At 66.8% G+C, this 14,488-nt stretch carries 12 protein-coding genes; 3 read left to right on the top strand and 9 right to left on the bottom strand.

Features of this window, described 5'->3' with window-relative positions; genetic code table 11:
* Positions 1–15: 15 nt before the first annotated feature.
* Positions 16–666, top strand: coding sequence for an NAD(P)-dependent oxidoreductase (locus AC3A4T_RS02690; RefSeq protein WP_487673956.1), 651 nt, complete (start codon positions 16–18; stop codon positions 664–666).
* Positions 667–950: 284 nt separating this feature from the next.
* On the opposite strand, the gene AC3A4T_RS02685 is transcribed toward AC3A4T_RS02690, so the two are convergent.
* From AC3A4T_RS02685 to AC3A4T_RS02675, 3 genes are all read right to left on the bottom strand, one after another.
* Positions 951–1,922, bottom strand: coding sequence for an aldo/keto reductase (locus AC3A4T_RS02685; RefSeq protein ID WP_487673955.1), 972 nt, complete (start codon positions 1,920–1,922; stop codon positions 951–953).
* A gap of 260 nt (positions 1,923–2,182) precedes the next feature.
* Positions 2,183–3,094 carry a DUF72 domain-containing protein gene (locus tag AC3A4T_RS02680; RefSeq protein ID WP_487673954.1) on the bottom strand — a complete coding sequence of 304 codons (912 nt, stop codon included), beginning with the start codon at positions 3,092–3,094 and terminating at the stop codon, positions 2,183–2,185.
* Positions 3,091–3,510, bottom strand: coding sequence for a VOC family protein (locus tag AC3A4T_RS02675; protein ID WP_487673953.1), 420 nt, complete (start codon positions 3,508–3,510; stop codon positions 3,091–3,093). Before AC3A4T_RS02675 ends, AC3A4T_RS02680 begins: the two co-directional genes overlap by 4 nt.
* A gap of 126 nt (positions 3,511–3,636) precedes the next feature.
* Here AC3A4T_RS02675 and AC3A4T_RS02670 point away from each other — a divergent pair, with 126 nt between their 5' ends.
* Complete coding sequence (locus AC3A4T_RS02670) at positions 3,637–3,987, top strand: GFA family protein (RefSeq protein WP_487673952.1); 351 nt, start codon at positions 3,637–3,639, stop codon at positions 3,985–3,987.
* Positions 3,988–4,293: 306 nt separating this feature from the next.
* Here the strand turns inward: AC3A4T_RS02670 and AC3A4T_RS02665 are convergent, their stop codons facing one another.
* From AC3A4T_RS02665 to AC3A4T_RS02645, 5 genes are all read right to left on the bottom strand, one after another.
* Complete coding sequence (locus AC3A4T_RS02665; protein WP_487673951.1) at positions 4,294–4,548, bottom strand: hypothetical protein; 255 nt, start codon at positions 4,546–4,548, stop codon at positions 4,294–4,296.
* Positions 4,532–6,883, bottom strand: coding sequence for an FdhF/YdeP family oxidoreductase (locus AC3A4T_RS02660; protein WP_487673950.1), 2,352 nt, complete (start codon positions 6,881–6,883; stop codon positions 4,532–4,534). Before AC3A4T_RS02660 ends, AC3A4T_RS02665 begins: the two co-directional genes overlap by 17 nt.
* Before the next feature lie 16 nt (positions 6,884–6,899).
* Positions 6,900–7,727, bottom strand: a complete 828-nt coding sequence (gene fdhD, locus AC3A4T_RS02655) for a formate dehydrogenase accessory sulfurtransferase FdhD (protein WP_487674038.1) — start codon at positions 7,725–7,727, stop codon at positions 6,900–6,902.
* Positions 7,728–7,857: 130 nt separating this feature from the next.
* Complete coding sequence (locus AC3A4T_RS02650; protein ID WP_487673949.1) at positions 7,858–9,522, bottom strand: OFA family MFS transporter; 1,665 nt, start codon at positions 9,520–9,522, stop codon at positions 7,858–7,860.
* 298 nt (positions 9,523–9,820) lie between these two features.
* On the bottom strand, positions 9,821–10,297 hold the full coding sequence (locus AC3A4T_RS02645) for a hypothetical protein (protein ID WP_487673948.1): 477 nt from the start codon (positions 10,295–10,297) through the stop codon (positions 9,821–9,823).
* A 233-nt stretch (positions 10,298–10,530) separates the two neighbouring features.
* Between AC3A4T_RS02645 and AC3A4T_RS02640 the strand changes: the two genes are divergently transcribed.
* On the top strand, positions 10,531–11,616 hold the full coding sequence (locus AC3A4T_RS02640; protein WP_487673947.1) for a substrate-binding domain-containing protein: 1,086 nt from the start codon (positions 10,531–10,533) through the stop codon (positions 11,614–11,616).
* Positions 11,617–11,777: 161 nt separating this feature from the next.
* Here AC3A4T_RS02640 and AC3A4T_RS02635 read toward each other — a convergent pair whose 3' ends face one another.
* Entirely contained in the window at positions 11,778–13,625 is a 1,848-nt protein-coding gene (locus tag AC3A4T_RS02635) for a DUF885 domain-containing protein (RefSeq protein ID WP_487673946.1), read from the bottom strand.
* Positions 13,626–14,488 lie beyond the last annotated feature (863 nt).

Raw genomic sequence — 14,488 nt, 5'->3', positions numbered from 1 at the left:
CCACAGGAGTCCCCCATGAACATCGTTCTGATCGGCGCCACCGGTTACGTCGGCCGCGCCCTGCTCCAGGAAGCGCTGCAGCGCGGCCACCGCGTCACCGCCATTGCGCGCGACACCGCCGGTTTGCCGGCCCATGACGGTCTGAGCGCGAAGGCGGCGACCATCGACGGCGGCGATGCGGCTACCGTCGCGGCCTTGGTGCGCGGCAGCGACGCGGTGATCGCCTCGTTCAACGCCGGCGGCTGGAAGAACCCGAACCTCGGCGCCGAGACCGTCGCCGGTTACGCTCAGATCGTCGCAGGCGTGAAGCAGGCCGACGTGCCGCGCCTGCTCGTGGTCGGCGGCGCCGGCAGCCTGGAAATCGCGCCGGGCCAGCAGGTGCTCGACCAGCCCGGTTTCCCGGCCGAATACCGCGACGGCGCCGAGGCGATGCGCAGCGTGCTGAACACCTTGCGCGAGGAGCGCGAGCTGGACTGGACCTTCCTGTCCCCGGCCGCGCATCTGGTGCCGGGCGAGCGCACCGGCCGTTACCGCATCGGCGGCGATCAGTTGCTGGTCGACGCGCAGGGCGAGAGCAACATCTCGGTGCAGGACTATGCGGTCGCGATGATCGATGAGCTGGAGCAGCCGGCGCATTCGCGTAAGCGGTTTACCGTGGCTTACTGATCTTGCAAGCCGTCATCCCCGCGAAGGCGGGGATCCAGAGACTTCAGCGTCGTCTTTCCAGATGGTCATCCCTGCCAAGGCGGGGATTTCGAGATTTCAACGTCATCCTTCAAGACCGTCATTCCCGCGAACGCGGGAATCCAGTGACTTCAAACGTTCTCGCACGAAAGGCACTGGATGTTCGGCTGCGCCGAAGTAAAGCGGAGCCCGCGTTCGCGGGAATGACGTTCTGGACAGCGGCGAAGTAAGTCCGTTGGTGCGTAGAGCCGAAGTGAGTGCACCCCTCACCCCACCGCCACCACCAACGCCTCGCGCTGCTTCGCATTCAGCATCGCCCCAACACCGGCCTTCAGATTGTCGCTCTGATTGCGCGGTTTCGACGTCGCCGGTATCACCACCGTCACCGCCGCCTCGCTGAGCACGAATTTAAGCAACAGCTGCGCCCACGAATCCGCGCCGACCTCGCTCGCCCAGGCCGGCAGCGGCTTGCCTTTGACTTGGGCGAACAAGCGCCCGTCCTCGAACGCGCGGTTGACCATCACCGCGATGCCGAGCTCGCGCGCCAGCGGGAAAATCGTCCGCTCCGCGCCGCGCGACACCACCGAATAGTTGATCTGCACGAAGTCGGGCTTGAGCGCGCGCATCTCGTCGGCCAGTTCGGCATGCGCTTCGTCGCGGTAGTGGGTCAGGCCGATCATGCGCACCTTGCCCTGCTGCTTGAGCTCGCGCGCGAGCGCGAACTGGACTCGGGTGTCGCGCAGGTTGTGGACCTGCAGCAGGTCGATGCGATCGGTGCGCAGCCGGCGCAGCGATTCGTCGAATTGCCGCCGTCCTTGCTCGATGCCGTTGACGCCCGACAACTTGGTCGCCAGGAACAGTCGATCGCGCAGCCCGGCTTCGGCCACCAGATCGCCCAGCGCATCTTCGGCGCTGGAATAGGTCGGCGCGGTGTCGATGACGCTGGCGCCGGCGTCGACGAAACGCTTGAGCACTTCGCGCAGCGGCGCGCGCGCGGCCTCGTCGCGGCCGACTTCGAAGCTGCCCGAGGTGCCCATGCCGATCACCGGGATCGATTCGCCGGTGCTCGGGATCGTGCGTTTGAGCAGTGGGCCGACGAAGGGCGTTTCGGCGGGGGCGGTGGCCGCAGCGGTGGTCGCGGGCGGTGGCGACTCCTGACTGCAGGCGGCCAGGGGCGCGAGCGCGAGACCGGTGGCGACGAGCGAGGCGGTGCTGAGGAAATCGCGACGAGTGGGCATGGTGGGACCCGTTGGAATTCGCAGTGGTTGAAGACGATAAGCGAGTAGTGCGTGTACGGCGATGGAGGGCCGCGCCGGGCGTTGTAGTGTCGCGGTCGCGGCTTACGCCGCTCCTACAGGGGGCCGATGCGGCAACGGCGCGACGTGGTCTCGTAAGCCGACTGTAGGAGCGGCGCAAGCCGCGACCGCGACACCACGACCACGATGCATCCGTCCGCAAGACTACGTGCTATCGAATCCGGTCCGCAAAGGCCGACCCATCACCGCGCGCCCAATTTCTCCAACAACCGCATCGCCGCTGCCGGATTGCGCTCCTTCGCCGCGCTGATGAAGTACACGAACACCTCGCGCGCCGGACCGGCGTCGAGCGGCGCGGCGACATGCGGCAGGTCCGGGTTGTCCTCGCCGCGCGCCCAGGCCTGCGCGCGCCGCGCCCACGCGTCGAGCTCGTCGTCGGGATAACCGGTCGGAATGCCCGCGCGCGAACCCATCAGCCGGGCGTAGATGAAATCGCCGGTGATGTCGGCCAGCGATGGGTATTGATCGGAGTCGGTGAACACCGTGGCGATGCGCCGCTCGCGCGCCAGCGCCAAGTAGTCGGGTTGCAGGAAACCGGGATGGCGCACCTCCAGCACATGCTTGAGCGGGCGGCCCTCGAGCGTGAGCGGGAGCGCGTCGAGAAACGCGGCCAGGTCGTCGCGATCGAATACGCGGCTGGGCGCGAGTTGCCACAGGATCGGCCCGAGCCGGTCGCCGAATTCGGCCAGGCCGCCTTCGATGAAGGCTTTCGCGCCCGACGCCGCCTTGGCCAGCGCGCCGCCCTGGGTGATGCGGCCGGGTGCCTTGAGCGAGAACACGAAATGCTCCGGCGTTTCCGCCGCCCACTTGGCGTAGGTCGCCGGTTTCTGCGCGCTGTAGAAGGTGCCGTTGATCTCGATGCTGCTGAGCTGGCGGCTGGCGTATTCCAGCTCGCGCCGCTGCACCAGCTTGTCGGGATAGAAATTGCTGCGCCACGGCACGAAGGTCCAGCCGCCGATGCCGCTGCGGATGCCGTCAATGGGTTTCACCCCGGTGTTGCCGGCGAGCGGATCGGCCGGCGCGGCCGCGGCTGAGGCGAACAGGTCGCCGCCGGAGGCGGTGGCATCGTTGGATTGGCTGCGTTTGCGATTCATGGGTTCCACGGGTTGTAGGTGCCGAACCACCACAGGCGGCCTTCGAGATCGCGGCAGGTGTAGGCGCGTCCGCCGTAATCCTGGTCGGCGATGTCGACCACGATCTGCGCGCCGGCCGCACGCGCGCGGGCGTAATGTTCGTCGGCGTCGCTGACGACGACCGAGCAGGCCTGAGTTTCGCGCCCGCCGATCTCATCGGGTTGGACGATGCGCTGGCCCCAGTCGCTGGCGTTGTCGACCGAGCCGAGCATGATCATGCCCGGTCCGTAGGTCAGCTGGGCATGGTGGACGATCTCGCCGTCGGCGTAGACGGCGTGTTTCTCGAAACCGAAGGCGCGGCACAGCCATTCGATCGCGGCGGGCGCGTCGCGGTAGCGCAGGGACGGGATGATCGTGCTTCCGGCGATGGGATCCATGGGACGCTCCTTGAGGCGGAATGCGGGCGGCGTGGATGGCGCGAAGCGGACGTGACACACGTCAGGCGACGAGGATAACGCCGCGGCGTTATCCTCGCGTCTTCATCGGCGCAGGGAGTTTCGGACATGACCACGTATTCGGGCGGCTGTCACTGCGGCAAGGTCGCCTACGAGGTCGAAGGCACGATCGACCAGGCGATCGATTGCAATTGTTCGATGTGCCAGCGCCGCGGCGGCCTGCTGTGGTTCGTGCCGCGCGACAACTTCAATCTCAAGACCGACCCGGCGGAACTTGGGACGTATCGCTTCAACAAGCATTCGATCGACCATCATTTCTGCAAGAGCTGCGGCATTGCGTCCTTCAGCCAGGGGCAGATGCCGGATGGAACGAAGATGACCGCGATCAACGTGCGGTGTCTGGAAGGGATCGATTTGACGTCGGTGAAGGTGGTGGCGGTGGATGGGCGGTCGTTTTAACAAGGCACTGGCTTGGCGCTGAGATTGCGTCGTGCCGTGGTGACGGAATCAACGTTGCGAAGCTGCGGCCATCAAGTTGCGACCACCAAGCTGTAATCGCGAAGTTGCGGCGATGCCTTGCTTTCCCTCTCCCGCTTGCGGGAGAGGGTAGGGTGAGGGCGCTGTTTCCAGCAGACTTTCGCGGCGGTCCGTTTGCCCTCACCCAGGCCCTCTCCCGCAAGCGGGAGAGGGAGCATTAAGCGGGATGATCCGATCGTGCGTGGAGTGGTGCGATCCGCGTGAGTAACGGGACGCGTGAGCCCCGGCTCAATCCGCGGCGCTACCCGAGCGCAACCGCTCCCGTCCGCGCTCGGTCAACACCGCCAGACTGCTCTCCCCATGCGCCTCCACCCGCACCCAACCCGGCGCGGGATGATCGCCGATCGCGTCCTCGCCGATCCACGCAAGTTCGCGCAGCAGCACGCTCATGCGCACGTTCAGCCGCTTGCACAGACGCGGCAGCGAAACGCCGCCGGGTTCGCCGGCAAGCATCGCCAGCAAGGGCTCAGTCAACTCGGACAAGGTCGATGTCCTTGGCCGATTGCAGGTTGTGGGCCGGCTGCGCCACATGCGGGTACACGATCACCGGGATCGATTTCGAGGTCGGCGTGCGCGCTTCGTCGGCGAAGCTCGACAGCGGCACCAGCGAATTGGTTTCCGGGTAATACGCCGCCAGGCAGCCGCGCGGGATGTTGTACTCGACCAGCAGGAAGCGCTTGGCCACGCGCCGCACGCCGTCGTCGCACAGGCTCTCCAGGTCGACCCAGTCGCCGGCCTGCAGCTTCAGCTCGGCGATGTCCTGCGCGTTGATGAACAACACGCGCCGCTCGCCGAATACGCCGCGGTAGCGGTCGTTCATGCCGTAGATGGTGGTGTTGTACTGATCGTGCGAACGGGTGGTGGCCAGGGTGAACACCGGTTGCTCGCGACTGGCGCGGGCGCGGTGCACGGGCAGGTCGGTCGGTACCGCATGCGGCTTGAACAGCGCCTTGGCTTCGCGATTGAGCCAGCGCCGCTCGGCCGCGGCATTGGTCAGATGGAAACCGCCGGGCACGCGCACGCGTCGATTGAAGTCGTGGAAGTCGTCGAACACCTCGGCGATCTTGTCGCGGATGCGGTCGTAATCGCCGATCAGCCACAGCCACGGCACCTTGCTGCGCGCGCCGAGGGTCGCCTGCGCCAGGCGCGCGACGATCGCCGGTTCCGACAGCAGCATCGGATCGGCCGGCGCGTTGATGCCGGCCGACAGGTGGACCATGCTCATCGAATCCTCGACCGTCACGCTCTGCGGCCCGGCTTGCTGCATATCAATCTCGGTGCGGCCCAGGCAGGGCAGGATGTAGGCGTCGCGGCCATGCACCAGATGGCTGCGGTTGAGCTTGGTGGTGACGTGCACGGTGAGGTCGCAGCGGCGCAGCGCGCGATGGGTGGCCTCGGTGTCGGGCGTGGCGGTGGCGAAGTTGCCGCCGAGGCCGAAGAAGGTCTTGCAGCGGCCGTCGAGCATCGCCTCGATCGCGCCGACGGTGTCGTGGCCGCGTTCGCGCGGCGGTTCGAACCCGAACACGTCGCGCAGGCGATCGAGAAACGCCGGCGTCGGCTTCTCGTAGATGCCCATGGTGCGGTCGCCCTGCACGTTGCTATGGCCGCGCACCGGGCACGGCCCGGCGCCGGGGCGGCCGATATTGCCGCGCAACAGCATCATGTTGACGATCATCTGGATGGTCGCGACCGAATGCTTGTGCTGGGTGATGCCCATGCCCCAGCAGCAGATCACGCTCTTGGCCCGCGCGTAGATGTCGCCGGCGCGTTCGAGTTCGGCGCGCGACAACCCCGACTCGGCGACGATCGTGTCCCAGGATTCGCTCTCGACCTCGGCGACGAAGGCGTCGAAGCCGCGGGTGTGTTCGGCGATGAAGTCCAGATCGATCACGCGTTCGCGCCCGTCGCGTTGCGCCTGCGCGTCGAGCTCCAGGGTGCGCTTGATCATGCCCTTGACCGCGGCCAGATCGCCGCCGATGCGCAACTGGAAATAGTCCGATGAAATGCGGGTCGAGCCGTTGTGCAGCATCTCCAGCTTGTCCTGCGGGTCGGCGAATCGCTCCAGCCCGCGCTCGCGCAGCGGATTGAACGAGACGATCGCCGCGCCGCGCTTGGACGCCTGGCGCAGTTCGCCGAGCATGCGCGGGTGATTGGTGCCCGGGTTCTGACCGAAGATGAAGATCGCTTCGGCGATCTCGAAGTCGCGCAATTGCACCGTGCCCTTGCCGATGCCCAGCTGCGCCTTCATCGCCGTGCCCGAGGGTTCGTGGCACATGTTCGAACAGTCGGGGAAGTTGTTGGTGCCGTACTCGCGCACGAACAACTGGTACAGGAACGCGGCTTCGTTGCTGCAGCGGCCGGAGGTGTAGAACAGCGCCTGGTCGGGCGAGACGAGCGCGTTCAAATGCGCGCCGATGCGGTTGAAGGCTTCGTCCCAGGTGATCGGCAGGTACTTGTCGCTGGCCGCGTCCCAGCGCATCGGATGGGTCAGGCGGCCCTGGTTTTCCAGCCAGTGATCGCTGTAGCGGGCGAGGTCGGCGACGGTGTATTCGGCGAACAGTTCCGGGGTGGCGCGATGCTTGGTCGCTTCGGCGGCGACGGCCTTGGCGCCGTTCTCGCAGAACTCGAAGGTCGAGGTGTGGTCGCGATCGGGCCAGGCGCAGCCGGGGCAGTCGAAACCGTCGGGCTGGTTGGCCGACAGCAAAGTGCGCGCGCCGCTGACCGGGATCTCTTGTTCGATCAGCTGGGTGGCGACGCTGCGCAGCGCGCCCCAGCCGCCGGCGGGGCCGTTGTAGGGGCGAATGGGGTTCTTGCTCATGGGCGCGATTCCAGATTCATGCGGCGGCTTCGCCGCTGGCGTCGACGGGGTCGTCGAGCAGCCGGTATGCGTGGGTGTAGACGGCATGCCCGTCGTCGCGGGCGAAGCCGATCAAGGTGAGGTGAGCCGAGTCGGCCAGGGCGATCGCCAGCGCGGTCGGCGCGGAGATCGCGGCCAACAGCGGGATGCCGGCCTGCGCGGCCTTCATCGCCATTTCGAAACTGGCGCGGCTGGTGACCACGGCGAATCCCGACAGCGGATCGATCGCGCGCGTCGACAGCGCGCCGATCAGTTTGTCCAGGGCGTTGTGGCGGCCGACGTCTTCGCGCACGAACGCCACGCGGCCGTCGTGATCGGCCCAGCCGGCGGCATGGGTGGCGCCGGTCAGTGCGTTGAGCGGTTGCTGCTGGCGCAGTTCGCGCAGGGCGCGTTGCAAGGCGCGCCGATGGATCGGGGCGCTGTCGGGCAGACGCGGCGGCGGGCGCAGCACCGCTTCGATGCTCTCGGTGCCGCACACGCCGCAACCGCTGCGGCCTTGCAGATTGCGGCGACGTTGGCCGAGCGCGGCGGCATGCGATTCGGGGATGCTCAGGGCGATGGCGATGCCTTCGAGCGAGGTGTCGATGGCGTCGACGCGCAATTCCTGCGCGCTGGCGACGATGCCTTCGCTGAGCGAGAAGCCCAGGGCGAAATCGGTCAGATCGTCGGGCGTGGCCATCATCACCGCGAACGGCGTGCCGTTGTAGGCCAACGCGACCGGCACTTCGGCGGCGATCGCGTCGAACGCTTCGGCCACGCGTTCGCCGCGGCGTCGCTGCACCTTGCGTTGCACCGCGCCGGTCATGCCTGGGGTGGCGGCCGGCGCAGGCGCATCCGCCGATGGCTCGGTGAGGTGGGGCGGACGCGGTGTCGGCGAGGTTCGGTTCATGGGATGTCGGACGCCGGACGCTGAGCCCGGCGTCCGGCTCGCGGCCTCAGTGGAACAGCACGAAGGCTTTCTGCAAGGTGACCCACACGCCCCAGGCCAGCGGAATGCCGACCGCGGTCCAGGCGGCCAGCACCAGCAGCGGATTGCCGCCATGGCCGATCAGGGCCATCTGTTCGGGGCTGTACAAGGCTTCGCCGTTGCTGCCGGTCTTTTCGTGGGCGAGGGCTTTTTCGCGCGCCAGTTCTTCCGGCGTCATGAAATGCTTCTGCGCCACCGGACGCACCAGCAGATTGCACAGCAGGCCCAGCACCAGCATCCCGGCCAGGATATACATGGTGGTGTTGTAGACCTGCGAAGGCGGCAGGCCCAGGCTGAGCTGGTAGTCGCGCATGTAGTTGACCACCACCGGGCCGAGGATGCCGGCGGTCGCCCAGGCGGTCAGCAGGCGGCCGTGGATCGCGCCGACCATCTGGGTGCCGAACAAGTCGGCCAGGTACGCCGGAATGGTCGCGAAACCGCCGCCGTACATCGACAGGATCACGCAGAAGATCGCCACGAACGCGGCGATGCTGCCGGCCGAACCCGCGCTCGGCGCCGACGCGTACAGGATGAAGCCGAGCACGAAGAACGCCACGTAGGTCATCTTGCGGCCGATGTAGTCCGAGGTCGACGCCCAGAAGAAGCGGCCGCCGATGTTGAACAAGCTCAGCAAACCGGTGAAACCGGCGGCGATGCTCGCGATCAAACCCAACTGGGTCGGATCGAGCGACTTGATGCCGCCGTCCACGCCGATCAGCTTGCCGCCGAACACTTCCTGCAGCATCGGCGAGGCCATTCCGATCACGCCGATGCCGGCCGAGACGTTGAGGCACAACACGCCCCACAACAGCCAGAACTGCGGGATGCCCCAGACTTTTTTCACGTGCACGTGTTGCTGGGTGATCATCGCGTTGGCGTTGGCCGGCGGCGGTGTCCAACCCTTGGGCTTCCAGCCGGTCGGCGGAATGCGGTAACCGAACGCGCCGCCCATCATGAAGATGAAGTACAGCACCGCCATGGTCAGGAAGGTTTCGTACACGCCGACCGAGGTGGGCGTGGCGAAATACTTCATCAGCTTGTCGGCGAGCGGACTGCCGATCAGCGCGCCGCCGCCGAAGCCCATGATCGCCATGCCGGTGGCCATGCCGCGACGGTCGGGGAACCATTTGATCAGCGTCGACACCGGCGAGATGTAGCCCAGCCCCAGGCCGATGCCGCCGATCACGCCCGAGCCCAGCCACAGCATCCAGATTTGATGCGTCTTGACCCCGATCGCCGAGATCACCAGGCCGCCGCACCAGCACACCGCCGAGACCACGCCGGCCTTGCGCGGACCGGCGCGTTCCAGCCAGCCGCCCCAGATCGCCGCCGAACAACCCAGCAGCACGAAGAACAAGGTGTACATCCAACCCAGCTCACTGACTTTCCAGTCGCAGCCGGTGGCGAACACGCGCGCGAGGAAACCCATTTCCTTCGCGCATTCCAACGGTTGCTCGATGCCGATCGCCTTCGACAGCGGCAGCCAGAACACGCTGAAGCCGTAGGCCATGCCGATGCACAGGTGGATCGCCAGCGCGGCCGGCGGGACCAGCCAGCGGTTGAAACCGGGCTTGGCGACGATGCGTTCCTTCGACAGCAAGCCTTCCGTGACCGATGGCGGTGCTGCAATCACAGCGCTCTCATTCGACATGCGTGGACCCCTTTAGTACGTGCCGCCGGCTGATCTCAAATATGTACTTCAGGGCATAAAGTAGGGGAGTGCCCGGAATTGTTGGCGAGGCTAACGCGGCCGGGGGCGTGACGTATATCACCGGGTAGTCTAATAATCGGCTTTGAAAAGCCGATTGGGCGTACGAATGCAGGACCTCGTTCATACCGTCGCTGTACTCGATCCACGATGTGTCTGTGCAACTGGCACGCAGGGGCTGTCGCCCAGGCGTGCAGCCCGGCTGCGAACCTTGCGTCGCGGCTCAGGGGCCGTTGCCGTCGGGCATCAGCAATGCCATGGGCGCGCAGGCGGCGGCGCTGCAGCCCCAGCGCCGGAAGGTCTCGCCGTCGCGCCAGGTCGCGGTCGCGGCGGCATTGATCTCGAATTCCCAGGTACGGCCGTCGGCGATCAGCCGGCCCTTGATCGAGCACGGCAGCCAGTAATAGGCATCGCCCATGCCGTCGGGGTATTCCTGGGCGAGGGCGAAGAACCGGGCCGCGTCGGCCTCGCTCAGGCGCCAGGCCTTGCAGGCTTGCGTCAGGCTTTCGCGCTCGGACGCGGAGTCGTTCGAGTCCTGCATCTGCGCCGGCTGGATCTCGGTGATGCGCAGCTTGCCCGGTCGCATCGCATCGGTCGTCGCGTGCGGCGCGGTGCTGCACGCCAGCAGCGCGAACAGCGCGGCGGCGCCGCACGACGCGCGAGCGATGCGTTTGATCGGGGTGATTGCGGCGATCGGCATGGAAGCGGTGTCCTGGTCGGAGTGGGGGCTCGTGCGCGCGTGCGGGATCGCGCGTTCGCCGCTCGCAGTCTGCGATGCGCTAACGATATGCACGAATGCGATGGTTATCGACCCCGCGTGTGGATGGATCTAGCGCGCGCCGAACGCGCGCCCCGGATGCGTCATCGTATCGGCTCGACCCGGCCCGCGGCCGCGAGCGGCCTTCATGCACGTAACGATCTGACGGAGCGGCCATGTTCAAAGTCCTGATCCAACCCAAGTGGACCCTGCACGCCGCCGACGGCCGGCCGTTGCCGCCCAAGCTGATCGACCTGCTGCTCGGCGTGCACGCGACCGGTTCGCTGGCCGCGGCCTGCCGCGATCTGGACCTGTCGTACCGCTATGCCTGGGGCCTGCTGCAATCCTCGCGCACGCTGTTCGGCGCGCCGCTGCTGCGCATGACCCGCGGGCGCGGCGCCAAGCTGACCGCGTTGGGCGAACGCCTGGTCTGGGCCGATCAACGCATCGCCGCGCGCCTGGCGCCGACCCTCGACAGCCTGGCCTCGGAGGTCGAAGTCGAACTCGGACGCACGCTCAGCGCGCAATCGGCGCCGCAACGGCTGCATGCCGCGCACGGTTTCGCGGTCGAGACATTGCGTCGCTTTCTCGACGAGGCCGGCACGCCGGTCGATCTGAAATACCGCAGCCCCGGCGAAGCCCTGGCGGCGCTGCGCTCGGGCGATTGCGATCTGGCCGGCGTGCATCTGCCGATCGGCGAATTCGAACACGCCATCCTCGCGCACTACGCCGACCGCATCGATCCGCTCAACGATCGCGTGCTGCATCTGGCGACGCGGCGGATCGGTTTGATCGTCGCGCCCGGCAATCCCAAACGCATCCGCACCCTGGCCGACCTGCTGCGCGACGACGTGCGTTTCATCCATCGGCAGGCCGGATCGGGCGCGCGCCTGCTGCTCGAACACATGCTGGCCAAGCAAGGGCATTCGATTCGCGACATCCGCGGTTGCGGCATCGACGAACTCACCCACGCCGCCGTTGCGACCTATGTCGCCAGCGGCATGGCCGATGCCGGATTCGGACTGGAGACGCCGGCGCGGCGCTATGGCCAGGATTTCGTGCCGATCGCCTCCGAGCATTATTTCTTTCTGGCGCGCGCGGAAACGCTGGAATCGCCGGGGCTGGCCGAGGTGCTGGCGATCCTGCGCAGCGAGCGTTTCCGCCAGGAACTGGGCCGGCTGCCGGGGTACGACGCCGATCGCTGCGGCACGGCGCAGGATTTGTTCGAGGCGTTTGCTTCGGCGCGCTCGGTGTTTGGGTGAGGGCTGGTGGCGCAGACGCGCGTGCCCTCACCCCAACCCCTCTCCCGCAAGCGGGAGAGGGGCCGAGTACGCGATGTTCTTCGATACGCTGCGTGCCTATCCCTTCTCCCGCTTGCGGGAGAAGGTGCCCGAAGGGCGGATGAGGGAGCGCGTCAACCCAATCAGCGAATCGGTTCGTCCAGCATCAACTCGCGCACGAAACGCACCGGCGGGGCGCCGTAGGACAGCACCTGGTCGTGATAAGCCTTGAGGTCGAACTTCGCACCGAGCTGGGCCTCGACCGCCTTGCGCATGTCGAAGTGTTCCTGCGCGCCGACGAAATAGGTTGGCAACTGCGCCGAGGTCAGCTGCGCGCGCACCCACTTGCCGGCGGCCTCGCGTTCCTGCTGGAAGGTCTGCTGGGTCATGAAGGTCATGGCCTGCTCGCGGCTCCAGTCTTCCACCTGCACGCCCTGATCGAGGATCGCGTTGCCGAGCGTGCGCAGATAGAACTTCAGCTGCACCAGGCGGAACAGCGGGTCGTTATCGAGATAGCCCGCGTCGGCCATCATGTCCTCGGTGTAGACCGCCCAGCCTTCGGCGAACACGCCCGAGCGCAGCACCGCGCGCAGGGTCGACGGCGCCTTGGCCGAATGCGCGCCTTCCAGGTAATGGCCCGGCATCGCTTCGTGGATCGACAGCAGGTGGACCATGCGCGTGTTGTATTCGCGCAGGAACGAATTCACCTGATCGTCGCTCCACTCCTTCGGGATCGGCGAGATCGCGTAATACGTGTCCAGGCCCTTGTCGAGCGGGCCGGGCGAATCGCAGTACGCAAGCGCCACGCCGCGCTGGAATTCCGGCATCAGGATCACCTTGACCGGCGCGTCCGGCACGGTGACCAGATTCTTGGCGCGGGCGAACGCGGTCGCATCGCTGAGCGTCTGCTTGGCGAAATCGACGACCTTGTCGCGCGGCGGCTTGTCGGCGTAGGCGAGTTCCAGCGCCGCTTCGATTGCCTTCTGCTGCTGCTCGGGCGTGGGCTTGTCGGGCAGCGCGGGCGCGCCGGGCTTGTCCTTGAGTTCCTTCTGCGCGATCGCGTACATCTCGCCGCGCGCCCGCGCCAGTTCGGCCTTGGCGCGTTCCATGATCTGCGCGCGCGACAGCGAGGAGTTCAGCGAGAACTTGAGCTTTTCGTCGTACAGGGTCTGGCCGATGCGGAAGTTGCCCTTGGCGTTGGGCACCAGGGTCTTGTCCAGCCATTCCTGCTGCTCGGCCACGGCCTTGCGCAGGGTGGCGACCGCGTCGTCCAGGCGCTTGCGCTCGGCGCCCTTGAGCTGGCCGGCGTTGGGCGTGATGAAGGTGTCGATCAGGCTCAACACGCCGGCGTTCTGCTTGGCCACGGTTTCGGCGTGGATTTTCGGAACCCGCGCCGGATCGAGATTGGCGCGGGCCTGGGCGAAGATCTGCGGGATCTTCTCCATGCGCGCGGTCGCCGATTTCAGCCGCTGCGGCAGCGGCGCGTATTCGCGCGCCATCAGGTTGTAGATCGCGTCGCCGGCCAGGCCGCTGTAGACCATCGGGTCCCAGGCCCAGCTCTGCAGGGTCTGGATCGACCACACGTCCGAGCGCAGGCGATTGCGCAGGATCAATGCGTCGACCTGGTTCTCGCGCGACAGCCTGGTGGTGTCGATCTTGTCCAGTTCGGCCAGCAGCTTGTTGTTGAAGTCGAGCTGACGCTGACGGCCGGCGGCGCTGTAGTCGTCGACTTCGCCGTCGAAACGGTGATCGCCGATCTGGGTGGCGGCGATCGGATTGATCTGCATCACTCCGTCGAGCCAGCGCTTGGACAGGGCGGCGAACGCGGTGTCGACGGCCGGGTCGGACGGATTAGCGGCGGCGCCCGCGGCTGGCGGCGCGGCGGCGGCCGGCGGCGTCGCCGGTTCGCGCGGGCCGCAGGCCGACAGGGCGAGGACGAGCAGGGCGGGGCTGAGCAAACAAGCGAGCTGCGTACGGCGCAACGGGCGCATATCCATTCTCGGGTCGGTGGCGGGCCGGGTTGCGCGCAGGATAGGCCAAGCCGATCGCGCCCGCATGGGTCATTGGTCGGGTCGTCGTGGTGGCCGTGGCGGGTGGTGTTTTTCGTCGGGCCTTGTCGTGCCGGGCCGATGTGGCGTGGTTTGCGCGGTGTGTGGTTTCGCGGTCAAGGCAAACGGCAATACGGGCAAACCGTTGGCGGCAAGGTCCGACTGTAGGAGCGGCGCGAGCCGCGACCGCGAAATCTGCTTGCGTCGTATGTGGGGAGTCGCGGTCGCGGCTCGCGCCGCTCCTACAGGGGGCGTCCGAGGATTTACGCGTGGATTGGTTTTTGCGCAGTTGCCGTGTCGATGGTCGGGTTTCGCTGCTTTCGCCGGAGGCGCCGACATAACGATCGGTAATGCGGTCATGCGCGCGGATTGGGATTCGTTTTGCGGCGGGGTATCGCCAACGCAGCGGGAAAACAGCGCGATCGCTTTGCGGCACGGGCGTTGCGACTGAACAGAGCGGCTGCACGTCGATCCGGCGTGGTCTCGGCGTGCTCGGCCGTTGGCGAAAAATTCATCATTTTCCCACCCACGCTTCGTTGACATCGTTTTATCGCGATGCAACATAAAGCCGTCGCCGCGTCCCGCGTCCGACCTTCCTTCCGCATCGAACGGCACCACCGTGAACGCAGTTGCCCCGACGAATCCGACCGCCGTTTCGCGCCGCTTCCATGGCGACGGCTGCATGGCCATGTGTTGCCGCTGACCGCCCGTCCGCGTCGTCCCATCGCTTTTCGTCTCCTGTTCCGGTGCTGCCTCATGTCCATGTCGAATGCCATCTCGATCTTCAACGCTCCGACCGATTCCTG

The organism is Lysobacter sp. Soil_N_51, from assembly GCF_057655755.1.
Note: the sequence above shows the minus strand (reverse complement) of the source record. Positions and strands in the feature narration are given on the sequence as shown.

Coding starts and splice junctions, on each gene's coding strand:
- AC3A4T_RS02690 (WP_487673956.1), top strand. CDS start 16: ATGAACATCGTTCTGATCGGCGCCACCGGTTACGTCGGCCGCGCCCTG.
- AC3A4T_RS02685 (WP_487673955.1), bottom strand. CDS start 1,922: ATGCCCACTCGTCGCGATTTCCTCAGCACCGCCTCGCTCGTCGCCACC.
- AC3A4T_RS02680 (WP_487673954.1), bottom strand. CDS start 3,094: ATGAATCGCAAACGCAGCCAATCCAACGATGCCACCGCCTCCGGCGGC.
- AC3A4T_RS02675 (WP_487673953.1), bottom strand. CDS start 3,510: ATGGATCCCATCGCCGGAAGCACGATCATCCCGTCCCTGCGCTACCGC.
- AC3A4T_RS02670 (WP_487673952.1), top strand. CDS start 3,637: ATGACCACGTATTCGGGCGGCTGTCACTGCGGCAAGGTCGCCTACGAG.
- AC3A4T_RS02660 (WP_487673950.1), bottom strand. CDS start 6,883: ATGAGCAAGAACCCCATTCGCCCCTACAACGGCCCCGCCGGCGGCTGG.
- fdhD (WP_487674038.1), bottom strand. CDS start 7,727: ATGACCGGCGCGGTGCAACGCAAGGTGCAGCGACGCCGCGGCGAACGC.
- AC3A4T_RS02645 (WP_487673948.1), bottom strand. CDS start 10,297: ATGCCGATCGCCGCAATCACCCCGATCAAACGCATCGCTCGCGCGTCG.
- AC3A4T_RS02640 (WP_487673947.1), top strand. CDS start 10,531: ATGTTCAAAGTCCTGATCCAACCCAAGTGGACCCTGCACGCCGCCGAC.
- AC3A4T_RS02635 (WP_487673946.1), bottom strand. CDS start 13,625: ATGCGCCCGTTGCGCCGTACGCAGCTCGCTTGTTTGCTCAGCCCCGCC.